The organism is Roseinatronobacter sp. S2 (genome assembly GCF_029581395.1).
Classification (GTDB): Bacteria; Pseudomonadota; Alphaproteobacteria; order Rhodobacterales; family Rhodobacteraceae; genus Roseinatronobacter.
The window spans coordinates 222,173-244,494 of record NZ_CP121113.1; the positions used below are offsets into that span (position 1 = coordinate 222,173).

Below are 22,322 nucleotides of genomic sequence, written 5' to 3' on the forward strand. Positions count from 1 at the left end.
GGAAAGATGATGCGCGAGATAACCCTGTCCCAGGCCGTGAACGAGGCCATTGCAGAAGAAATGCGCCGCGACGCGTCGGTCTTTCTGATGGGCGAGGATGTGGCCGAAGCGGGCACGCCCTTCAAGGTGCTGTCCGGTCTGGTCGAGGAGTTTGGCACCGACCGCGTGATCGACACGCCCATATCGGAACCCGGTTTCGTGGGTCTGGCCGTGGGCGCCGCGATGACCGGCGCGCGGCCCATTGTGGATTTGATGTTCGGCGATTTCATCTATCTGGTCATGGACCAGCTGTGCAATCAGGCGGCCAAACAGCATTACATGTCGGGCGGCAAGCTGACCGTGCCGATGGTGTTGCGCACCAATATGGGGGCCACGCGGCGGTCGGCGGCGCAGCACAGCCAGTCGTTGCAAGCACTGGTGGCGCATATTCCGGGGCTGAAAGTGGCGATGCCGTCATCGGCATATGAGGCCAAGGGGCTGATGAAAACCGCCATCCGCGACAACAACCCTGTCGTGATTTTTGAAGACAAGCTGATGTATCAGGACCGCGCCCCTGTGCCGGAAGAAGAATACCTGATCCCCTTCGGTGTGGCGCATGTGAAGCGCAAAGGGACGGACATTACCCTGATCGGCACGTCATCCATGGTGCAGGTGGCTTTGAGTGCGGCCGAGATTCTGGCAGCCGAGGGGATCAGCGCCGAGGTGATCGACCCGCGCACGATTGTGCCGCTGGATGAGGCAACATTGCTGGACAGCGTCAAGAAAACCAGCCGCGCGATTGTCATTGACGAAGGCCACCAAAGCTACGGGGTGACGGCGGAAATTGCCAGCCGGTTGAACGAGAAAGCCTTTTACCATCTGGATGCACCCGTGCTGCGCATGGGCGCGATGGATGTGCCCGTGCCCTTCAGCCCCGCGCTGGAAGATCTGACCGTGCCCACGCCCGAGCAGGTGGCCGCCAATGCGCGCAAGCTGTGCGCGGGGGAGATGATCCATGCCGCATGACGTGACAATGCCGCAGCTTGGCATGGCACAGGATGCGGGGCGCCTGACACAATGGCTGAAAGCGCCCGGCGATGCCGTGAGCAAGGGCGACGCGCTGTTCGAGGTGGAAACCGACAAGGCCACGATGGAGGTCGAGGCGCAGGCCAGCGGCTTTCTGACCCATGTGACGGCGGCTGAAGGCGAGGACGTGCCTGTCGGTCAGGCGATTGCGCGCATATCCGACAGCGCGGATGCGGCCAGTGACAGCCCCGCCCCCAACGACAGCGCCGCACCCGACAGCCCCCCCCAAGACACCCTGCCCGACGGGCATCAGGTCACCATGCCGCAACTTGGCATGGCGCAAGACAGCGGTGTGCTGGTTATCTGGCACAAAGCCCTTGGCGATGCCGTGGGCACTGATGACATTCTGTTCGAGGTCGAGACAGACAAAAGCACAGTAGAAGTGCCCGCAGGGCATAGCGGCTATCTGGCCGCCACATTGGCCGAACCCGGCGACGAAGTGCCGGTAGGCGCGGCCCTTGCCATTATATCGGCGCAAAAACCCGATGCACCTGTGGCGCGCGGGGTGGCAGCAGCCGTGCCCGCGCCAAACCCCGCGCCCGCTGAACCCGCTGCCCCCAAACCTGCGCCCCCCATGCAGGCTACTGCACATCAGGCAGCACCACAGACAGGGGGCCGCATTCTGGCCTCGCCCAAGCTGCGCCGCGTGGCGCTGGAAAAGGGGCTGGATCTGGCGCGGCTGGTGCTGGCGGGCCACCCGCAGCCCTTCCATATGTGCGATCTTGAGGTTTTGGAGGCGCTGCCGACGCAGACCCCTGCCCCACAGGCGGGCAGGACGGTGCAGGCCTTGCGGCTAAAAGCGGCGTGCGCGCAGGACGGCTTCAGCCCCTTCGCCACATGGGCGGCGGATGCACATGGCCTGCAAGATGCCGATGCGCTGCTTGCAGGGCTTGCGGGTGCCAGCCTTGGCCGCGCGGCCACGATCGTCGTTGAGCGCTTTGGCGCAAGCCGCGTCTATGATGTGGCCGCGGGGCGCGGCCTGTCGGCGGTCACAGACACTGAAAACGCGCCCGATCTGCGCGTGCGCGATCTGCGCGCCACACCCTTGCGGGCTGTGTCACTTGGCGCAGAGGATGTGCCGGTGCTTAGCATCATGCGACAGGGCGCAGGGCTTGCGCTGGTGCTGGAATGCAGCGCCGCGCAGATGGATGGGCCTGCCGCAATCGCGCTGATTTCCGAATTCGCAGGCCGGATGGAGCAGCCGCTTCGCCACCTGCTCTGACATGGGGACCAAGATGGACCACACTGATCTTTACATAAACGGCACATGGCACAAAACGGATGAACGCTTTGACGTGATCAACCCCGCCACTGAACAAGTGCTGGCCTCGGTCGCGTCTGCCGGTATTGCAGATGCCGATGCCGCGCTGGATGCGGCGCAGGCCGCGATGGCCGGCTGGGCCGCGCGCACCCCGCGCCAACGCTCGGAAGTGTTGCGCAAGGCGTGGGAATTGATGACCGCACGGCTGGATCATTTCGCCCGTCTGATCACGCTGGAAAACGGCAAGGCGGGCGCGGATGCGCGCGGTGAAGCCACCTATGCCGCCGAATTCTTTCGCTGGTTCGCGGAAGAAGCGGTGCGCGCGGACGGGATGATCACACACGCGCCAGCCTCGGGCGCGCGCATCATGGTGCAGCACAAACCGGCGGGGCTGGCAGTGCTGATCACGCCGTGGAATTACCCGGCGGCCATGGGCACGCGCAAGATTGCGCCCGCACTGGCGGCAGGGTGCGGGGTCATCATCAAGCCCGCGTCGGAAACGCCGCTGACCATGCTGGCGCTGATGCCATTGCTGGAAGAAGCGGGCGTGCCTGCGGGGCTGGTCAATGTGCTGCCGTCAAAGAAGACCGGCGCGCTGGTCGATCACATGCTGCATGATCCCCGCGTGCGGGTGGTCAGTTTCACCGGGTCAACCGGCGTGGGGCGCAAGCTGTTGAAATCCGCCGCCGATCAGGTGCTGAAACCCGCGATGGAACTGGGCGGCAATGCGCCCGTGATCGTGTTTGACGATGCCGATATGGATGTGGCGATTGAAGGCACAATGCTGGCCAAAATGCGCAATCTGGGCGAGGCCTGCACTGCCGCGAACCGCATCTATGTGCATGAAGCGGTCGCGCCCGAATTCACCCGCCGGTTGACAGCGGCCATGTCAGCGCTGGTCGTCGGCGATGGCACAGATGCATCGGTCGATGTCGGCCCGCTGGTCAATGCCGCCACCCGCGACAAGGTGGCGGAATTTGTGGCCGATGCGCTTGCCAAAGGCGCCAAGCTTGAATGCGGCGGCGTGGTCCCCGAGGGGCGCGGTTTTTTCTACCCACCCACGGTGCTGTCGAACGTGCCGGAAACGGCCCATTGCGTGCATGACGAAATCTTCGGGCCAGTCGCGGCCATCCAGACATTCACCGAGCAGGGCGATGTGATTGCCCGCGCCAATGCCACAGAATACGGGCTGGTGGCCTATGTCTTCTCGGGCGATTTCAAGCGCGCGCTGCAAGTGTGTGAACGGCTGGATTACGGCATGGTCGGCCTGAACCGCGGGCTTGTCAGCGACCCCGCCGCGCCGTTTGGCGGGACCAAGCAATCAGGGCTTGGGCGCGAAGGCGGACATGAAGGGATGCTGGAATTCATGGAAACACAATATATCTCGGCCAGTTGGTAAGGGGGCAATCATGACAGACGTTATCGCAAGCCCCAGCACGCGGCGCAAAGCCCTTGAACAAGGCGTCGATATTGACGCCCGCGCCCGCGCGTTGGGGCGCACGACACTGGGGCCGGAAGATCTGGGCGCACAGCCCACGGCCAGCGCGCCTGCGGGCGACACCAGCTATTGGGACGTAGATCATGCAGCCCATGGCCCGATCCGCGAAGAACCAATGAGCCGCTTTGCACAGGTGGCCGCGCGCAATCTGGGCGCGGCGAACGCGCTGATCCCGCAAGTCACCCATCACGACCGCGCAGATATGACCCAGATCGAGGCGCTGCGCCGCGCATGGAAGGGGGAGGCGCAGGCGCGCGGTGTCAAACTGACTGCGCTGGCCTTCCATGTCATGGCACTGGCGCAATGCCTGCGCGACTTTCCACGGTTCAATGCATCCTTGTCGGCAGATGGCAAAACCCTGATCCTGAAAGAGTATGTTCATATCGGCATTGCCGTGGACACGCCACACGGGTTGATGGTGCCCGTCATCCGCGATGCAGATAAAATGGGCCTGTGGGCGCTATCGGCCCAAATTGCCGATCTGGCAGCGCGCGCGCAGGCGCGCAAAATCAAACCGGATGACATGGGCGGCGCATCAATGACCATCAGCAATCTGGGCGGCATTGGCGGCACCGCATTTACCCCCATCGTCAACCCGCCCGAACTGGCCATCCTTGGCATTACCCGCACCGAAATTGTCACCCAGTGGGACGGCGACACCCCCCGCCCCGTGCCCATGGGGCCGCTGGATCTAAGCTATGACCACCGCGCCCTAAACGGTGCAGACGCCGCGCGCTTCGTCGCGAACCTCGCACAACGCCTTGCAGACCCAAGGCGCATGGTCATATAGCCCTATGGCGTGGCGCACCTGCCTGCGCATGTCGCGTTCCACACCTGACAAGGGGGGCAATCCGGCCATCATATGGGGCGGCTTTGCAAATAAGTGCTTGCAAGACGGAACAAATCCAGACCTGCTGCGTTCACATGGAAATGTGTCTAACGAAGGAACACCAAATGAAAGCACTGATCATTCTGTTTGGCCTGACCGCCCTTGCCGCCTGCGCAACGGTCGAAGGTGCTGGCCGCGATATGCAAAGCGCAGGCCAGACTATCAGCCAGGAAGCGCGGCAAGCACAAACCGCAAGGTAAGTTCCTGTCGGGCCGGGGTCATTTGGCGCTCACCGCTATCATCCTGTATTACGTCGAACAGATGCACCCTGCCCGCAAAATCCGGCGCAAGGCGCGGTCAGAGCATATCAGGGACGCGCAAAACCGCGTCCCGCTTTTGCGCAATATCCGCTAATTCAGCGCGTCCCCGAAGGCCATGCCGCCGGTGGCGACCTGCCCTGCGGGGCTGTCGGGGTTGCGCGCATGCGGCGGTGTCAGGGCAATGAATTCCGGCCACACAGCGCCTGCGTGCAGATCATCGCGCGCCCGCAACCCGCGCCATCTGGCATAAACCGCACCCGCGCGCGCCAGATCACGTTGCGCATCGGTCAACAGCGCCAGATGGGGGTCTTGCTGCGGTGGCAGGGCAGTCAGCAAATCATCATACAGCCGGTCACGCACCGGCCCTGTCAGCCAGTTTGCGCGCCCTGCGATCACCGCGCGGTGGGTGCGCGGGGCCAGATATTCGATCAACGGCCAGTCATCCGTATTGATGGGCGCATCGGCAAACAGCCCTGACGCAACATTGCCCGCATAGAATTTCAGCGCGCGGTCGGCCAGCACGGACTCCGCCTCTTGACTGCCTGTCATGGCGCGCCAGCCCGCCGCCAGCGTGGCAGGGTCCAGCGGCGCGGGGTCATTGCGCCCCACCAGTGCCAGAATGGACCGTTCGGCATACAGATCACCGCGCCACAAGGTCACTTCGGGGAAGGCCTGCGCCATGGTATTGGCAATAATTTCGAATTCGCGGCGCGACACCTGATAAAGCGGCATCCATTGCACATAGGCCCCGCCATCCTTCAGGCGGCTGGCGGCCAGTTTGTAATGCTCCACCGTGTAGACATTGCCCACACCTGCGCGCCACGGTGTGAACAGATCGGCAATGATCATGTCATATGTGGCGCGGGACCGCGCAAGGCATTGGCGGCCATCTTCGGCATGGATTGTCACGCGCGGGTCATCGAACAGGCCGTTGACATAGGGGCCGAACCAGTCGCGCGCGAAATCAATGACATCAGGCAGCAATTCGCAGACCGTCACGCGGTCGGGGTTGGCAAACAGGCCCGCGCCTGCGGAAATGCCGGTGCCAAGGCCCAGAAAGAAAACCTCGCGCGGGGCGGGGTGGGTCAGCAGCGGAATCATCGTCTGGTTGCGTTCCGGCACCAGCGCGCCCGACCCGCCAAGGGTGTAGAAATTATTCACGCGGATGAACTTTGCATCCCCGCGCGCGATGGCCGCAACATGGGCAGAGGGGCCTTCGCGAAATGCCAGCAACTCCTCTCCCGCATTCAGGCGTGTGGCCTGCAACCCCGGCTGGCCCGCCAGCAGCACCACCGCCCCCGCCAATGCACCAAACCGCGTGACCCGCGCGCCCCAGCCATCCTGGGGCTGCCACAACGCCAGCACCAGCACCGCATAGACCGCCCCCATCAGCCACAGCGCTTTCCATGCGCCGACCATCGGCAGCAGCACAAAACCCCCAGCCAGCGCGCCGAAAATCGCGCCCGTGGTGTTCACCGCGATCAGCCGCCCCAGCACCGCACCGGGCGCGCCGCCCCCTTCCATCAACCGCAGCAGATAGGGCAGCACCGCGCCCAGTATCGTGCCGGGGATCAGCATGATCAGCAGGGCCACGCGCCCGACCTCCCACACATAGCCTGTGAAATCGGCGCGCCCGCCAAGGTATCCCAGCCCCCCTGTCAGGTGGTGGAACACATGCGGCGTGGCGGCGATGACGGCGCAGGACGCCAGCAGCAGGCCGGTCAGCACGGCCTCGGGGCGCAGGGACAGACGGCCCAAAGCATTGGCCAGCGCCGCGCCCAGCGACAGCGCGATCAGGAACACCGTCAACACCAGCGCATAGGTATAGACCGAATTTTGCAGCACTTGCGCAAAGGCGCGGGTCCAGATGACCTCTACCGCCAATGTGGCAAAGCCCGACGCGAAGGCAATAAGCCATAGTCGCACGGGAACGGGCACACGGTCGGGGCGATCCTGTGCACCCATGGGCAGGGCGCGGCGCGCAATCATCACCGCCGCCAGCCCCACGAACAGATCAAACCCCACGGCCAGCAGATACGCGCCCGAAAACCCCAGCCACATGGGCAGGAAAAACCCTGCCGCCAGCGCACCCATGGCCCCGCCTGCGGTATTCAGCGCATAAAGTGCCGACCCCATCCGCCCAAGACTGTCGCGCGCGCGGATCACATGCTGGCCCATCAGGGGCAGCGTGCCGCCCATCAAAATGGCCGAAGGCAGCAGGATCGTGGCCGCCACCCCCGCTTTCAGCGCGGTTTCCAGAACCGGCACCCCGCCAACCATGGCATAAAGCGCGGGATAGATCGTGAAATAGGTATCCGACACCAGAAAATGACCCAGCGCCGTGACAGCCACGCCGATTTCCACCAACCCGAAAGCGCGCAAGGGCCGCTGCATCTGCCCTGCCCAACGCCCGAACAGCCAGCCGCCCAGCGCGATCCCTGCAAAGAAAATGGCAATCGTCAGCGCCGCCGCCTGCGCGGTGGACCCGAACAAAAGCCCCAGCTCGCGCACCCAAAGCACCTGATAAATCAGCGCAGCCGCGCCAGACAGCGTGAACAGCGCGCCAAGTGTGGCGATGTGGCGGGGGGAGTGGGTCTTGATCATGGCGGTTTTGTTATATTATCACGTTAACAGCGACAAGATACCTATGTCGCTGACAGGCCGGATTTGTTGCGCAGGCACCGCTACCCGCGCGCACGACGCCGCAACAGCCAGATAAAGAACATCCCCCCCACAAGGCCGGTCACAATGCCGATGGGCAGGTCTTCGGGGCGCATCAGCGTGCGCGCCACAATATCGGCCCAGACCAGAAAGATGGCGCCCACCAACATCGATGCGGGCAAGACACGGGCGTTATCACCGCCCACTCCCAGCCGGACGATATGCGGAATCATCAGCCCGACAAACCCGATAACACCGGAAAACGCCACCATCACCCCCGTCACCATGGCGGCCACGACAAAGCATGTCAGCCGGAACCGCGCAACCGGAATACCAAGGGTCGATGCGGTTTCATCCCCGATGGTCATGGCGTTCAGCGACCCCGCCACCGCACGAAACCAGATTGCCGCGCCTGCAAGGATCAATGCAGGCCAGATCAGATGCGCCCATTGCGCCAGCCCCAGCCCGCCCAGCATCCAGAAAATAACCGTATGCGCCGCGCGCGGGTCCCCCAGAAATATCAGCACATTCGCCAGCGCCATCACAATGAAGGACACCGCAACCCCTGTCAGCACCAGCCGGTCCGCGCTGGTGGCCTGCGCGAAACTGGCGACAGACAGCACCAGAAGGGTTGACGCCAGCGCGCCGATAAAGGCCAGAAGCGGCACTGTCGCAAGGCCCAGAAACATGCCCGTATGCAGCAGCGCCAGAATGGCCCCGAACGCCGCCCCGGACGAGATGCCCAGCAAATGCGGGTCGGCCAGCGGGTTGCGCGTGACTGATTGCAGCACCGCCCCCACAAGCGCCAGCCCCGCGCCCACAAGTGCTGCCAGAAGCGCGCGCGGCAAACGGATTTCCCACACAATCGCCGCGCGCCCCGCCGACCAGTCGGGCGTGACCAGCCCCGGCATGATCTTGTTCGCGATCACGCCCCAGACTGTCCCCACGGGGACAGCAACCGCCCCGATGCTGACCGCCGCCGAAATGGACAGGACAAGCGCCACCAGCCCCAACCCCCATAACCCCTGCCGCACAGGGCGTGCCAGAACGGGCATGCGGGTCTTGGCGGCCAGAACAGGGGCGGCAGTTTCAGGGGTAGGTGTGGTGCGCATGTCAGATCACTCGGACCAGAACGCGCGGGCCAGCGCGCGGATGGCGCGGATATTGCGCGGCCCCGGTGTGGCCTCGACATATTCCAGCACAACGAAACGGTCGTTCACCACTGCATCCATATCCGCAAAGGCGGGATTGGATTTCATGAACGCGATCTTTTGCCCGGCGGTGACTTCGCCGTAATTGACGATGATGATGACTTCGGGATCACGTTCCACCACCGGTTCCCACGCCACGCGGGTCCAAGAACTGTCGACATCATCCATGATGTTGCGCCCGCCCGCAGCTTCGATCATCGCGGTGGGCATGGCGTAGCGGCCCGCAGTGAAGGGCGTGTCTTCGCCACTGTCATAGACGAATACGCGCAATGGTTCCGCATCAGGAATGGTGGTTGCGATCTGGTCCAGTTCGGCCTGCCAGCCGGTGATCAGGTCATCCGCGCGGTCATCAACACCGAAGATCGCACCCAGATTGCGGATGTCATTGAACATGTCGTCAATCGCCACACCATCGCGCGGCATGATGTGAATGCAGCTTTCGGTCAGTTCATACACAGCAATATCAAAGGGTTGCAGTGTGTCTGGCGTCACCTCGCCACCCACGCGCATGCCGTAGTTCCAGCCAGCAAACCAGAAATCCACATCAGCGCCGATCAGCACCTCGCGCGTGGGGTAGCGTTCGGACAGTTCGGGCAATTCGCCGATATCGGCGCGGATTTCTTCATCCAGTTTGTTCCAGCCCGAAATGCCGGTGTACCCTACCATCCGGTCATTCAGACCAAGGACCAGCATCATCTCGGTCAGGTTCACATCCTGGGACGCAGCGCGTTCGGGGGCCGCGTCGAACGTCACCTCTCGGTCGCAGCTTTGCACGGTGACGGGGTGGGCCAATGCGGGTGCGGCAAATACCGTGGCCAGCAGGGCAAGGCGAAGGGATTTCATGCGCGTTTCTCCTGTTGCATGTCATCAAATAGGGAAAAGTCGAACTGGGCGGGGCCGCGCGGGTGCGCATGCACGCCAAAAGCGCGGGCAATCAATTCAGGGGTCAGCACCTGCGCCACAGGGCCAAACGCCAGCGGCTGGCCATCTTTCAGAACCAGCAGGTCATCGGCGAACCCCTGCACCAGATTAAGATCATGCAAGGATGCCACAACCGTCGCGCCAAGCCCGCGTACCAGCCGCAGCACTTCCAGCTGATGGCGAATGTCCAGATGGTTGGTTGGTTCATCCAACACAATAAGCCCCGGTTCCTGCGCAAGCGCGCGGGCCACCATGACGCGCTGACGCTCGCCCCCTGACAGCGTGCCAAAGGGGCGCAGGGCGAAGTCCTGCAAACTCAGGCGTTCCAGCGCATGCCCGACAATATGGGCATCCTGTGCGGACGGGCCGGACAGCGCACGGCGATGGGGCGCGCGGCCAAGGGCCACAATTTCCGCCACGGTCAGGGCAAAATCAGTGGGCTGTTCCTGCAACACAGCCGCCACGCGCTGCGCCACGGCACGCGCAGGCATGGCGTGAATATCCCGCCCGTCCAGCAGCACACGCCCCGATTGCGGTTTGTGAAACCGGTAGATCAGCCGCAACAGGGTTGACTTGCCCGCCCCATTCGCGCCCAGCACGCCCAACACGCGGCCAGCGCCAAGGGTCAGGCTGACAGGGTCCAGAATGCCCGCCCCCCAGCACACCTGTTCCAGTGCCAGCGCAGCGGGTGGCGGCGCAGGGCAACTCATTGCAGGGCCTGCGCGACAACGCGCCCTTGCAAAAGCACCTGATCCGCGCCGGCAAGTTCCAGTTCCCCTGCGGTTGCGCGCCAGTTCAGCACGCACCTGTCACAGGCATGGCATTCGGTAAAGACAACCTGCCCGTCCATATCGGGCATCGTGCCCGTCACCTTGCGCGCCGCACCCAGTGACATGGACAAGTGCTGCAAGAATGCCAGCCCTGCAAGGCAGGGGCCGGAACGGCTGGCGCAGCGCGCACATGTCGTCAGGTCAAATGTGTCGTGATACATGTCGTCCCCTGCTGGTTATAGCAGGGGCGCAGGCGTGGCCTCGGCGCCTTACGCAAGACAGCGCAATCGTCATATGCCCTCCTCCGGACACCCCGCCCGGGTTCGTGTTTCGGTTAAGATGGCAGGTCTCCTGGCTCGCGGTTTGTGTGTTTCCCCGCCTTCCCGAACCAGCTGGTCCAGTGGCATGAAGGGGGACACACCGCTTACAGTTGCGGGGGCAGCACCGGAATAAGAGGGGTTCTCTGCACCGGTTTCCCTATTCTCCCGACAGGTATCGGGCACCATCTGGATATTCGCCTAGCGGAACGGCGCGCGGCGTTCAACATTTTTCTTTGCGCGCATCGTCATATTCACAGCACGGGTCCGTTCTGTCGGGTGGGTCATCCGTGCGTGTTGACATGCGGCATGCGGCATGCCCCCTTAGAACGGTTCTTCGATGGTATGCGCGGTTATGCCTTGCGCGGCGGCCGACTGCTGCGGTTGCATGAGCAGCATTTCCAGACTTGCATCCAGTTCAGCTTTGGGAATGTCGCGCGCGATGATCACAATGCGGCTGGTGCTTTCGCCCTCGCGCCAGTTCTGTAGGGGAACCGGCGGTTCGAATATATGCTGCACGCCATGAAACACAAACGGCTTGGGCACGCCCTGCAAATGCACAATGCCCTTCAGGCGCAGAATATTGCTGCCCTTCAGCGCAATCAGCGTATCCAGCCAGAAGTCGAACACCTCGACGGGAATCGGGTCTTCAAGCGTGATCGACGCGGTTGATATCCGGTCATCGCTGGCATGGTGCGACGGGGCGATCTGGCCAACCGGCGCCTGTGCCTTGGCTGTGCTAAGGCCGGAAACACCGGCAAGGGGATCTGCGGCAGGGCCTGCCAGCCAGTTCAACGCCTGATCAGGTGTAACCGCGCTGGACCCAAGCCCCAACCCCCACAGCACGCCCGGGGCCACGGCCCCCTTGTTCGCGCCAATGCGCGGGGCGGTCCGGTTCAATTGGTCCAGCCGCCTGTTCAACCTATCCAGTGCAGCGCTATCAACAAGGTCACGCTTGCTTAGGACGATGCAATCTGCCATCGCGACTTGCGCCTGCGCCTCGGCATGGGCGTTCAGGGTGTCCACGCCCAAAACCGCATCCACCACTGTCACAACCCCGTCCAGCGCATAATTCGGCGCAAGAACAGGATCGACCATAAGCGTATGATAGATGGGGCCGGGATCGGCCAGTCCTGTGGTTTCGATCACCACACGGTCAAACGGCAATTCCCCCCGCGCCCGCCGCGCCAGAAGCGAAATCAGCGTTTTGGACAGATCGCCGCGGATGGTGCAGCAAATACACCCTGCGGGCATCAGCACAACATCTTCGGCGGCTTCCTCGATCAGGTCATGATCAAGGCCCGCTTCACCGAATTCATTGACCACAACGGCCACGCGGCCCGCATGGGCATCATGCAACAGGCGGTTCAGCAAAGTCGTCTTGCCAGCCCCCAAAAAGCCGGTCAGCAAGGTAACGGGGATACGGTCATTCATACGATGTCTGGCTTTCGGAACAGGGTGGAACGGGTGGTGATTTCGGCATGTTATAATATAACATTTAAACCTGCAAGACCGTCTGGCCCCGGACAGGCCCTTCTGCACTGTCGCCATGTCGCGCCGTGCAGTGGCACATCAACGCCGCGCGGCGCGGCCAATTTCGCCCGAAGGTATCGCATTCTTCAGGTGCTTATGCCAAAAAGCCGGTATTCCTGCGCAATTAAAGGAAGCGACAGAATGTTCAGCCCCAAGGGTTTCAGCGTGTTATCTGCCTGCAACGGGTCGGGCTGCGGCAAATGACACAACTTACAGGCGGATTTTTGTGATGCAGATTCGTGCTTTGGCCATCGATGGTGTGCTGCTGATCCAACCCCGCCGGTTCGGGGATGCCCGCGGCTGGTTTTGCGAGACATGGAACCCGCGCGCATTAAGCGCCGCAGGGGCCAGCTTGCCGGATTTTGTGCAGGACAATCACAGCTATTCGGCCCCGCGCCATACATTGCGCGGGTTGCATTACCAGCGCCCCCCGCATGCGCAGGACAAACTGGTGCGCTGCACGCGTGGGGTTATTCTGGATGTGGCGGTTGATGTGCGCGCAGGATCGCCCAGCTACGGAACCTGGGTTGCCGAAGAATTATCTGCCGATAATGGCGCGCAGCTGTTCATACCAAAGGGCTTCCTGCACGGTTTTCTGACCCTGACAGATGATTGCGAAGTGCAGTATAAATGCTCGGACTATTACGCGCCGGACTGTGACGGGTCGGTGCGGTGGGACAGCGTGGGGATTGACTGGGGCACGGATACGCCGGTGCTGTCGGACAAGGACGCGCAGGCGGTTGCGTTCGGGCAGTTTGAAACACCTTTTCAGTATGAAGGTTAGGCCATGAAATTGCTTGTTACAGGGGGCGCGGGGTTTATCGGGTCAGCCGTGGTGCGGCTGGCGGTGGGGCGCGGGCATGGCGTCATCAATCTGGATGCGCTGACCTATGCCGCCTGTCTGGACAATGTGGCAAGCGTGGCGGACAGCCCGCTTTATGCGTTTGAACACGCCGACATCCGCGACCGCGCCGCGCTGGACCGTATTTTTGCCGCGCACCAGCCGGATGCGGTCATGCATCTGGCCGCCGAATCCCATGTCGACCGGTCAATCGACGGGCCGGGGGATTTTATTTCGACCAATGTGACCGGCACCTACGCGCTGCTGGAAGCGGCGCGCGCCCATTGGGATGCACGGGGCCGGCCCGACAGTTTCCGGTTTCACCATATCAGCACGGATGAGGTGTTTGGCAGCCTTGGCGCGACGGGCCAGTTTACCGAAGAAACGCCCTATGACCCGCGCAGCCCCTATTCCGCGTCGAAAGCGGCCAGTGACCATCTGGTGCAGGCATGGCACCACACCTATGGCCTGCCGGTTGTGCTGACGAATTGTTCCAACAATTACGGCCCCTTCCATTTCCCTGAAAAGCTGATCCCTGTCATCATCCTGAACGCGCTGGCGGGCAAGCCCCTGCCGATTTACGGCGACGGGTCCAATGTGCGCGACTGGCTGTATGTCGAAGATCACGCAGATGCGCTGCTGCTGGTGCTGACGCGGGGTGCAGTGGGGCGCAGCTATAATATCGGCGGCGAGAATGAGCGCAGCAATCTGGAACTGGTGCGCACATTGTGCAAGATCCTTGACGAAAAGCGCCCCAAACCGCAGGGCAGCTATGCCGACCAGATTACATTTGTGACAGACCGCCCCGGCCATGACGCGCGCTATGCGATTGACCCTGCGCGCATTCGGGACGAGTTGGGCTGGCGCCCGTCGGTCACAGTGGAAGAAGGGCTGGCGCGCACGGTGGACTGGTATCTGGCAAATGAAGGCTGGTGGCGGCCCTTGCAGGCGCGCCATGGTGTGGGCCAGCGGCTGGGGGTGCGCGCATGATCCTTGTTTTCGGGCGCACCGGACAAGTCGCACGCGAACTTGCGCGGCTGGTCCCTGATGCCACATATCTGGGCCGCGATCAGGCCGATCTGTCCGACCCAGAAGCCTGCGCGGCGGCCATCCGCGCCCATAACCCGCGCGCCGTCATCAACGCCGCCGCCTATACTGCTGTTGACCGCGCCGAAGATCAGGAAGCGCTGGCGGCTTATATCAACGGTGCGGCCCCTGCGGCCATGGCGCGCGAATGTGCGGCGATGGCAGTGCCGTTTGTGCATATATCGACCGATTATGTGTTTGATGGTTCGGGCGTGACCCCGTTTGCGCCAGACCACCCGCCAGCGCCCCTTGGGGCCTATGGGCGCACGAAGCTGATGGGAGAGCAAGGCGTGCAGGCCGCAAGCGGGATGTATGCGATATTGCGCACATCATGGGTGTTTTCATGCCATGGCAGTAATTTCGTGCGCACCATGCTGCGGCTGGGGGCGGAACGCGACAGCTTGCGCGTGGTGGCCGACCAGATTGGCGGGCCAACCCCCGCGCGCGCCATTGCGCAGGCCTGCATCAGCATTGCCGCGCAGTTGCACGATGCCCCCGAAAAATCGGGCATCTATCATTTCAGCGGTGCGCCGGATACCAGCTGGGCCGGATTTGCCCGCGAAATCATGGCGCGCGCCGGACTGGACTGCCGGATCGACGAAATTACGACCAGCGACTACCCGACGCCGGCACAACGCCCGCCCAATTCACGGCTGGAGTGTAGCAGCCTGGCCAAATTCGGGCTGGAACGGCCCGACTGGCGGCAAGGTCTGGCAGATGTTTTGACGGAATTGAAAGGCACGCCATGACGCAGCGCAAAGGGATTATTCTGGCAGGCGGCACCGGATCGCGGCTGTGGCCCATTACCATGGGCGTGTCCAAGCAGCTTTTGCCGCTATATGACAAACCGATGATCTATTACCCGTTGTCGGTGCTGATGCTGTCGGGCATCCGCGAGATTGCGATTATCACCACCCCCGACGATCAGGCCCAGTTCCAGCGCTTGCTGGGCGATGGCGGCCAATGGGGGCTGGAATTTACATGGATCACGCAAGCCAGCCCCGACGGGCTTGCACAAGCCTATCTGCTGGCCGAGGGGTTTCTGGCAGGCGCGCCGTCGCTGATGGTGCTGGGCGACAATATCTTTTTCGGGCACGGCTTTCCCGAAATGATGGCGCGCGCCGATGCGCAGGAAACCGGCGGCACGGTGTTTGGCTACCGCGTGGCGGACCCTGAACGCTATGGCGTGGTCGATTTTGATGAAAACGGCCGCGTGCGGTCGATCATTGAAAAGCCTGAAATTCCACCCTCCAACTATGCCGTGACGGGGCTTTATTGCCTTGATGGCACAGCGCCCGCGAAAGCCGCAAAGGTCATCCCGTCCGCGCGCGGAGAGCTGGAGATTACCAGCCTGCTGGAAATCTATCTGAACGAGGGCGCGCTGTCGGTTGAAACCATGGGGCGCGGCTATGCATGGCTGGACACGGGCACGCATGACAGCCTGCTAGACGCGGCCAATTTCGTGCGCACGCTGCAACTGCGCCAAGGTCTGCAAATCGGCTGCCCTGAAGAAATCAGCTTTCAGCAAGGCTGGATTTCGCGCGCACAACTGGAACAGCAGGCGGAGCGGCTGATGAAAAGCGGTTATGGCGAATACCTGAAAACGCTGTTGCTGCGCCCGGGCGACTGAATGCCGCGCAGGCCCCTGCTGGCCTGCAATTAGAGCATATCACGTTCATTCGCATTCACGAGACATGCTCTAACCTATTGATTTCGCATGTTAGAGAAGCTCAAAACCAATTCCCACTTTTGAGCAACATGCGCTAAAGGATGTCGATTTCCGGCAGAAACCGCTGGGTCAGTTCGGCTTCTTGCAGGCGCATCAAACGATGTGCGCCGCGCATATGGTCCCGCAAGATCTGTCGCGCCGCACCGGAATCGCCACGACGCAACGCCGCAACAAGCCGTGACTGGTAATCAATGCCCGAGGCCCACAGTTTACGGTTGGGCAAGGCATACAACCTGCGCGACACGGTCACATCTGCCAGCATATTCGCCGTGAACCTGATCAGAAAACGCAACAGGCGGTTATCCGACATTTCGGCCAGAAGGGCGTGAAACCGCAGTGACGCAATATGTTGTTCGCGTTCTTCTTCGGCATTCTGGGCGGGCTCGGCGTAGCATTCCATGACCGATTCCAGCGCGGCAAGCTGGTCTTCATCAAGTTTGCCCGCAAGCGACGCTGCAAGCTCCGGCTCCAGCGCTTCGCGAATCTGGTAAAGATCATCAATCGAAAGCTGCTGAAAGTAGAAATAATTCCCCAGCAGGGCGGTCGCGCGTTCCTCTGACACCTGATGCACGAACACACCGCCACCCGGCCCCGTGCGCGATTTCACCAATCCCTGCGCTTCCAGTATGCGCACAGCTTCGCGGATTGTGCCCTTGGCCATGCCAAAACGGTCTATCAGTTCCACTTCTGATGGCAGGCGGTCACCGGGCTGCCAGCCGTTTTCCATGACCCATTGCTTGATCGCTTCGGCAACCTGTTGCGGCCGCGACAGGCGTTCAGTGCGGGATGGGGTGATGGCAGGCGGCAAACTGATCTCCTTCAACGGCCCCAAGGACCGGTATTTCACGGCGGCACAAATCCGATGCACGCGGACACCGCCCCGCGAAGGCACAGCCCGCAGGCGGGTTCAGCGGGTCCGGCAATTCGCCCGATTGCGCCCCACCAAGCGGACGCCCCACCACTGGCGCCGAATCCGCCAGAAGCTTGGTATAGGGATGGCGCGGCGCTGCAAAGACCTTTTGCGCAGGGCCGGTTTCCACCACCGCACCGAAGTAAAGCACGGCAATGCGGTCGCTTACGGCCTCGACCACGGCCAGATCATGGCTGATGAACAGATAGGTCAGGTTCATCCGCTGCTTCAGGTCCGCCAGCAGGTTCAACACCTGCGCCTGCACCGACACATCCAGCGCCGACACCGGTTCATCCAGAATCAGGATGCGCGGACTGGCCGCCAATGCACGCGCAATCCCGATCCGCTGCGCCTGCCCGCCGGAAAATTCGTGCGGATAGCGCGACAGAAATTCCGGGCGCAGGTTCACGGCATCAAACAATTCTGCAATGCGCGCGTCCAGCGCTGGGCCGCGCAGACCGTGCAACTGGCGCAAGGGCGCTTCCATGATCTGGCGTATGGTCTTGCGCGGGTTCAGGCTGGAAACAGGGTCTTGAAACACATACTGAATCAACCGCCCGAAAGCTGCGGGGTCGGCGCGGTCCAATGCGCGCCCCTCAATCTCGATCCTGCCCGATGTTGGGGGCAACAGCCCGACCAGCATGCGCGCAAGGGTGGATTTGCCGCACCCCGATTCGCCCACAATGCCCAGCGTCTCGCCCTGCTGCACGTCCAGCGACACCGGATGAACGGCGCGGACCTGCGCGCGCGGCGGGCCGATCAGGCGCTTGCCGATGTCGAATGTCTTGGCCAGTTCGGTGGTCTTTAACGCAAGTGTCATGGTGCCCCCTCCGGGAACAGGCAGCGGACCTGACGCGCGGTGCCTTGCAGCTCAATCTCGTCCATACGGCAGGCGTCCTGCGCCTTGTCGCAGCGCGGCGCAAACGCGCAACCTTGGGGCAGGTCATCCACCGCAGGCGGCAGGCCCGGAATGGCCGCCAGAATGCGCCGCCCGCCGCCAAGTTCAGGCACGCAGGCAATCAAGCGGCGCGTATAGGGATGCGCAGGCGCGGACAGTATGTCTGCGGTCGGGCCGGTTTCCACAATGCGGCCCCCATACATAACGGCAACGCGGTCACATAACTGCCCCACAACGCCGAAATCATGCGTGATAAACAAGATCGCCAACCCGCGCGACCGCCGCAGATCATCCAGTAGCGCCAGAATTTGCGCCTGCACCGTCACATCAAGCGCGGTGGTGGGTTCATCCGCGATGATGATATCAGGGTCATTGGCCAGCGCCATGGCAATGCCCACACGCTGGCGCATACCGCCCGACAATTCATGCGGAAAGGCACGGATGCGTGCGGGCGCATTGGGAATGCGCACATCTTCCAGCAGCTTGACGGCGCGCGCGTGCGCGGCGCTATGGCTGACGGGTTCATGCACGCGAATGGCCTCGATCAACTGATCGCCAATGCGGTATAACGGGTGCAGCGTCGACAAAGGGTCCTGAAAAATATAGGCCACCTTGCGCCCGCGCAGCGCGCGCAGCACCTCATATGGTGCGCCGATCAGGTCCTGCCCCTCCAGCCGCACGGCACCGCCTGTGATCACCCCGGGGGGCGATGCAACCAGCCCCATGACCGACAGCGCCGTGACCGATTTGCCCGACCCGGACTCGCCGATCAGCCCCAGACATTCACCGGGCTTCAGGTCCAGCGACACTTTGTTCACGGCCCTGTAGGTGCGTGGCCCGATATGAAACTGCGTCTCCAGCGCCTCGATCCGCAACAACCCCTCGCCCGATGGCGCAGGCACGCGCGCGCGGTCCACCCGTGTGGCGGCCATGGGTCGCGCCAGCGCACCCGAACGTAGTCGCGGGTCCAGCGCGTCGCGGATGCCATCCCCCAGCAGGTTGACCGACATCACAATCAACAGGATCATCACCCCCGGCACAATGGATGTATGCGGCGCAGTAATCAGCGCCGAACGCGCCTCGCCCAGCATGGACCCAAGATCGGCCTGCGGCGGCTGGCTGCCAAGGCCCAGAAAGGACAGGCCCGCGGTTTCCAGAATCATCCAGCCAATCGTCGTGGACATGGCAATCACCACCACGGGCACAATGTTGGGCACCACCTCTGTCAGAATAATGCGGGTGTGCCCCATGCCCGCCAGCCTTGCCGCATCAATGAATTCCCGATGCGCGATGCCCACGCTTACGCCGCGAATGTTGCGCGCGAAAAACGGAATGTTCACCACTGCCACCGCAATCAGCGCATTCAGCAGCCCCGGCCCCAGCACCGCCACAATCGCCAGCGCCAGCAGGATATAAGGAAACGCCATCAGCATATCGACACCGCGCATGGTCACATTATCCGTGCGCCCGCCGAAATAGCCCGCCATCACGCCAATCGCGGCCCCCGCCAGCCCGGCCACCAATGCGGCCGCAAACCCCACTGCCAGCGACAGCCGCGTGCCCCACATCAGCCGCGACAGCAGGTCACGCCCCAGATGGTCGGTGCCCAGCAAATGCCCGTCCGCGAAGGGGCGCAAAAAACGGTTGGCGGTGTTGGTTGCATTGGGCGGGTGCAGCGGCAACACGGGCGTCAGCAGCGCCAGCACCACAATGATGCCCAACACCACAGCCCCGAACCCCGCCAGACGGTTCCGGAACAGAAGTCGCAAAAACAGCCTCATGTCCGTATCCTCGGGTCCAGCACGCTTTGCGCCACATCGACCACAATGTTGAACCCCACATAGCAGGCGGCCACAAAAACCACGCCGCCCTGCACCAGCAAGATGTCGCGCTTCAGGATCGCATCAACCAGCATCCGCCCCACGCCGGGCCATTGAAAGACCATTTCGATATACACGGCCCCCGACAGCACAAAACCCGCCTGAATGCCCAGAACCGGAATAATGCTGACCATCGCCGCACGCAGCGCATGACCCCAGATCACGCGGCGTTCATGCACGCCCTTGGCGCGCGCGGTGCGGATAAAATCCTGCCGCAGCACTTCCAGCATCGCACCCCGCGACAGCCGCGCGATCACGCCGGTGGCCACCACCGACAATGCAAGCGCGGGCATCGTCAGATGCCGGATCAGGTCCGGCACATCGCCGCCGCCCCAGATCGAATACATCCCCGACACCGGCAACCAGCGCAACTGCACCGCAAACAGCAAGATCATCATCATGCCAAGGAAAAACGACGGCACCGAAATGCCCAGGATCACCACAAAGGTAATCGCCTTATCCGCCAGCCCGTATTGCCGCGCGGCCGACACCACACCGGCCAGAATGCCCAAAGCCGAACACAGAACAAACGCCGTGCCCGCCAGAATCAACGTGGCCGAAAAGCGGTCCAGAATCTCGTCCAGAACGGGCCGGTTCAACGCAAATGACCGCCCGAAATCACCTTGCAACAGGTTGCCCAGCCAGATGAAATACTGCCGCCATAACGGCTCGTCCAGACCCAGATGCCGGTTCAGCCGCGCCACATTCTCGGGCGTTGCGTAGGATCCAAGGATCGCAGTTGCCGGATCACCGGGGATCATTGCCATGATCAGGAACACAATTACAGTGATGCCCAGAAGCACCGGAATTGCCGACAATAGCCGTGTCAGGATGTAGCCGCCCATGGCGCCAGCCCCTTTTGCTCGTTCATTCTGGGATAAATATCCTCAGGGGGGTGAATTGGGCCATACGGCCCAAGAGGGGGGCGCGAGCGCCCCCCTCCCTTTGGCAGGTTCAGTTCTTCACCACATCTTTCAGCAACAAAAAGAAAGACGGCTCCAGCTGGAAATTCTCCACCGCGCCCGATGTCACGGCATTCTGCTTCCAGTTCGCCACAAAAACCCATGGCGCATCATCCTGCACGATTTCCTGCATCTCGCGGTACAGCTGTGCGCGGGTTTCCTGATCGGTTTCCACACGCGCGGCTTCCAGCAGGGCATCGACTTCGGGGTTGGAATAATAGCCCGAATTGAACCCGCCCGCATCGGGGAAGGCATCGGTGCGCAAGGTCAAAAAGGGCAGCGTGTCGGGGTCATTTGTCATCCACGCCATCTGCGCCATGTCTGCCTTGCCTTCCAGACCGGGGTTCACGCGCCCAAGGAAGGTGTTCCATTCATAGGTCTCGATCGTCACATCGAACCCCACCGCTGCCAGATCGGCCTGAATGGCGGTGCCCATCGGAATCGGGTCCAGCATACCGGACCCGCCTTCGGTCACATAAAAGGTCAGGCTCGCACCTTCGGCATCTGCTTCGGCCAGCAACTCGCGTGCGCGGTCGGGGTTGTAGGGATATGGCTCCAGCGCGTCATTATAGGCCCATGCGAAAGCGGGCGGGGTCGGGCCTGCGGCAATATCGGCCGTGCCTTCCAGCACGTCATTCACCAGCGCTTCTTTATTGATGGCGTAATTCGCGGCCTGACGCACGCGCTTGTCGGCAAAGGGGCCTTCCTTGGCGTTCAGAATCAGGAACCACACATGCGGGCCTGCCTGTTCAACCAGTTCATACCCGTCGCCTTGAAACTGCGACAGCGCCACCGGCGGCACTTCGACCATCATGTCGATCCCGCCCGACAACATTTCGGCCACGCGCGTATTCGCATCCGAAATGGGGCGGAAGATCACCGCTTCGGTGCCCGCAACCCCGTCCCAATAATCTTCGTTGCGGGTGACAACGACACGTTCATTGGACCGCCATTCGGCAAAGCGGAACGGGCCGGTGCCCGACGGGTTGCGCCCGAAATCATCGCCATGTTCCATCACGGCAGCGGGCGAGACGATCAGCCCTGTGGGATAGGCCATATTCGACAAAAACGGCGCATAGGGTTCATTCAGCGTGAATTGCACTGTGCGCGCGTCCAGCGCCTCCACCCCCTCAACTGCGCTGAAGAAGAACGACAACGGGAAGGGGCCGGTGCCATGATACGGGTGGTCTTCGTTCAGCATGCGCTCGAAATTCCAGACCACGGCCTCGGCGTCGAAAGCGCTGCCATCATGAAAGGTGACATCTTCGCGCAGGGTAAAGGTATAGACTGTGCCATCGTCGGAAATTTCCCACGACTCGGCCAGTGCGGGTTCCACTTCCAGCGTGCCGGACGCGTAGCGCACCAACCCGTCATAGACATTCATCAGAATGCGGAAATCATTCACTGCCGTCACAGCATGCGGGTCCAGCGCCTGCGGTTCGGCAATCTGGCCCACGACCAGCACACCCGGCGGGGTTTGCGCAGCGGCCGGTGCCACCAGCGCCGAAGATGCCAAAAGTGCAGCCGTCAGCAGACCAAGGCCGCGGCGGGTGAAAGATGAGTTGGCCATATCAGGCACTCCCTGTTGTGATGATTGTTGATGTCTATTTATCATGATAATTTGCATCCG

General features: G+C 62.3%; 21 protein-coding genes and 1 riboswitch. Of the genes, 10 read left to right on the forward strand and 11 right to left on the reverse strand.

All coding sequences use genetic code 11. The annotated features are described in order from the left end of the window. The first annotated feature begins 9 nt into the window (after window positions 1–9). From P8S53_RS01015 to P8S53_RS01040, 6 genes are all read left to right on the forward strand, one after another. Window positions 10–1,005, forward strand: coding sequence for an alpha-ketoacid dehydrogenase subunit beta (locus P8S53_RS01015; RefSeq protein WP_306417849.1), 996 nt, complete (start codon window positions 10–12; stop codon window positions 1,003–1,005). Then, window positions 995–2,287, forward strand: coding sequence for a biotin/lipoyl-containing protein (locus P8S53_RS01020; protein WP_277805313.1), 1,293 nt, complete (start codon window positions 995–997; stop codon window positions 2,285–2,287). The genes P8S53_RS01015 and P8S53_RS01020 overlap by 11 nt, the downstream gene beginning before the upstream one ends. A gap of 13 nt (window positions 2,288–2,300) precedes the next feature. Continuing rightward, on the forward strand, window positions 2,301–3,725 hold the full coding sequence (locus P8S53_RS01025) for an NAD-dependent succinate-semialdehyde dehydrogenase (protein ID WP_277805314.1): 1,425 nt from the start codon (window positions 2,301–2,303) through the stop codon (window positions 3,723–3,725). A 10-nt stretch (window positions 3,726–3,735) separates the two neighbouring features. After that, window positions 3,736–4,614: a 2-oxo acid dehydrogenase subunit E2 gene (locus P8S53_RS01030; RefSeq protein WP_277805315.1), complete on the forward strand. Its 879-nt coding sequence runs from the start codon at window positions 3,736–3,738 to the stop codon at window positions 4,612–4,614. Between the two features lie 164 nt (window positions 4,615–4,778). Continuing rightward, complete coding sequence (locus P8S53_RS01035) at window positions 4,779–4,913, forward strand: entericidin A/B family lipoprotein (RefSeq protein ID WP_277805316.1); 135 nt, start codon at window positions 4,779–4,781, stop codon at window positions 4,911–4,913. A 22-nt stretch (window positions 4,914–4,935) separates the two neighbouring features. After that, complete coding sequence (locus tag P8S53_RS01040; protein ID WP_277805317.1) at window positions 4,936–5,067, forward strand: hypothetical protein; 132 nt, start codon at window positions 4,936–4,938, stop codon at window positions 5,065–5,067. Here the strand turns inward: P8S53_RS01040 and P8S53_RS01045 are convergent. From P8S53_RS01045 to P8S53_RS01070, 6 genes are all read right to left on the reverse strand, one after another. Continuing rightward, window positions 5,064–7,577 carry a spermidine synthase gene (locus P8S53_RS01045; RefSeq protein ID WP_277805318.1) on the reverse strand — a complete coding sequence of 838 codons (2,514 nt, stop codon included), beginning with the start codon at window positions 7,575–7,577 and terminating at the stop codon, window positions 5,064–5,066. The genes P8S53_RS01040 and P8S53_RS01045 overlap by 4 nt on opposite strands. Window positions 7,578–7,657: 80 nt before the next feature. Beyond that, window positions 7,658–8,746 carry an iron ABC transporter permease gene (locus P8S53_RS01050; RefSeq protein WP_277805319.1) on the reverse strand — a complete coding sequence of 363 codons (1,089 nt, stop codon included), beginning with the start codon at window positions 8,744–8,746 and terminating at the stop codon, window positions 7,658–7,660. Between the two features lie 6 nt (window positions 8,747–8,752). After that, complete coding sequence (locus P8S53_RS01055) at window positions 8,753–9,688, reverse strand: ABC transporter substrate-binding protein (RefSeq protein WP_277805320.1); 936 nt, start codon at window positions 9,686–9,688, stop codon at window positions 8,753–8,755. Continuing rightward, entirely contained in the window at window positions 9,685–10,476 is a 792-nt protein-coding gene (locus tag P8S53_RS01060) for an ABC transporter ATP-binding protein (RefSeq protein WP_277805321.1), read from the reverse strand. The genes P8S53_RS01055 and P8S53_RS01060 overlap by 4 nt, the downstream gene beginning before the upstream one ends. Next, window positions 10,473–10,757, reverse strand: coding sequence for a hypothetical protein (locus P8S53_RS01065; RefSeq protein WP_277805322.1), 285 nt, complete (start codon window positions 10,755–10,757; stop codon window positions 10,473–10,475). The genes P8S53_RS01060 and P8S53_RS01065 overlap by 4 nt, the downstream gene beginning before the upstream one ends. A gap of 102 nt (window positions 10,758–10,859) precedes the next feature. Then, window positions 10,860–11,058, reverse strand: a riboswitch (cobalamin riboswitch). A gap of 119 nt (window positions 11,059–11,177) precedes the next feature. Continuing rightward, window positions 11,178–12,287, reverse strand: a complete 1,110-nt coding sequence (locus P8S53_RS01070) for a GTP-binding protein (protein ID WP_277805323.1) — start codon at window positions 12,285–12,287, stop codon at window positions 11,178–11,180. A 328-nt stretch (window positions 12,288–12,615) separates the two neighbouring features. Here P8S53_RS01070 and rfbC point away from each other — a divergent pair, with 328 nt between their 5' ends. The 4 genes from rfbC to rfbA are packed head-to-tail and all read left to right on the forward strand — an operon-like array spanning window position 12,616 to window position 15,943. Continuing rightward, the gene (rfbC, locus tag P8S53_RS01075) at window positions 12,616–13,170 is read left to right on the forward strand and encodes a dTDP-4-dehydrorhamnose 3,5-epimerase (RefSeq protein WP_277805324.1); all 555 of its coding nucleotides are present in this window, start codon (window positions 12,616–12,618) and stop codon (window positions 13,168–13,170) included. 3 nt (window positions 13,171–13,173) lie between these two features. After that, window positions 13,174–14,217, forward strand: coding sequence for a dTDP-glucose 4,6-dehydratase (rfbB, locus tag P8S53_RS01080; RefSeq protein WP_277805325.1), 1,044 nt, complete (start codon window positions 13,174–13,176; stop codon window positions 14,215–14,217). Further along, entirely contained in the window at window positions 14,214–15,062 is an 849-nt protein-coding gene (rfbD, locus tag P8S53_RS01085; protein ID WP_277805326.1) for a dTDP-4-dehydrorhamnose reductase, read from the forward strand. Before rfbB ends, rfbD begins: the two co-directional genes overlap by 4 nt. Beyond that, the gene (gene rfbA, locus P8S53_RS01090) at window positions 15,059–15,943 is read left to right on the forward strand and encodes a glucose-1-phosphate thymidylyltransferase RfbA (protein ID WP_277805327.1); all 885 of its coding nucleotides are present in this window, start codon (window positions 15,059–15,061) and stop codon (window positions 15,941–15,943) included. The genes rfbD and rfbA overlap by 4 nt, the downstream gene beginning before the upstream one ends. A 133-nt stretch (window positions 15,944–16,076) precedes the next feature. On the opposite strand, the gene P8S53_RS01095 is transcribed toward rfbA, so the two are convergent. The 5 genes from P8S53_RS01095 to P8S53_RS01115 form a co-directional block, all read right to left on the reverse strand. Continuing rightward, window positions 16,077–16,850, reverse strand: a complete 774-nt coding sequence (locus P8S53_RS01095; protein ID WP_277805328.1) for a FadR/GntR family transcriptional regulator — start codon at window positions 16,848–16,850, stop codon at window positions 16,077–16,079. Further along, window positions 16,819–17,772, reverse strand: a complete 954-nt coding sequence (locus tag P8S53_RS01100) for an ABC transporter ATP-binding protein (protein ID WP_277805329.1) — start codon at window positions 17,770–17,772, stop codon at window positions 16,819–16,821. Before P8S53_RS01100 ends, P8S53_RS01095 begins: the two co-directional genes overlap by 32 nt. Continuing rightward, window positions 17,769–19,631 carry a dipeptide/oligopeptide/nickel ABC transporter permease/ATP-binding protein gene (locus tag P8S53_RS01105; protein ID WP_277805330.1) on the reverse strand — a complete coding sequence of 621 codons (1,863 nt, stop codon included), beginning with the start codon at window positions 19,629–19,631 and terminating at the stop codon, window positions 17,769–17,771. The genes P8S53_RS01100 and P8S53_RS01105 overlap by 4 nt, the downstream gene beginning before the upstream one ends. Continuing rightward, window positions 19,628–20,575, reverse strand: coding sequence for an ABC transporter permease (locus P8S53_RS01110; RefSeq protein ID WP_277805331.1), 948 nt, complete (start codon window positions 20,573–20,575; stop codon window positions 19,628–19,630). The genes P8S53_RS01105 and P8S53_RS01110 overlap by 4 nt, the downstream gene beginning before the upstream one ends. A gap of 109 nt (window positions 20,576–20,684) precedes the next feature. Further along, the gene (locus P8S53_RS01115; RefSeq protein WP_277805332.1) at window positions 20,685–22,262 is read right to left on the reverse strand and encodes an ABC transporter substrate-binding protein; all 1,578 of its coding nucleotides are present in this window, start codon (window positions 22,260–22,262) and stop codon (window positions 20,685–20,687) included. Window positions 22,263–22,322 lie beyond the last annotated feature (60 nt).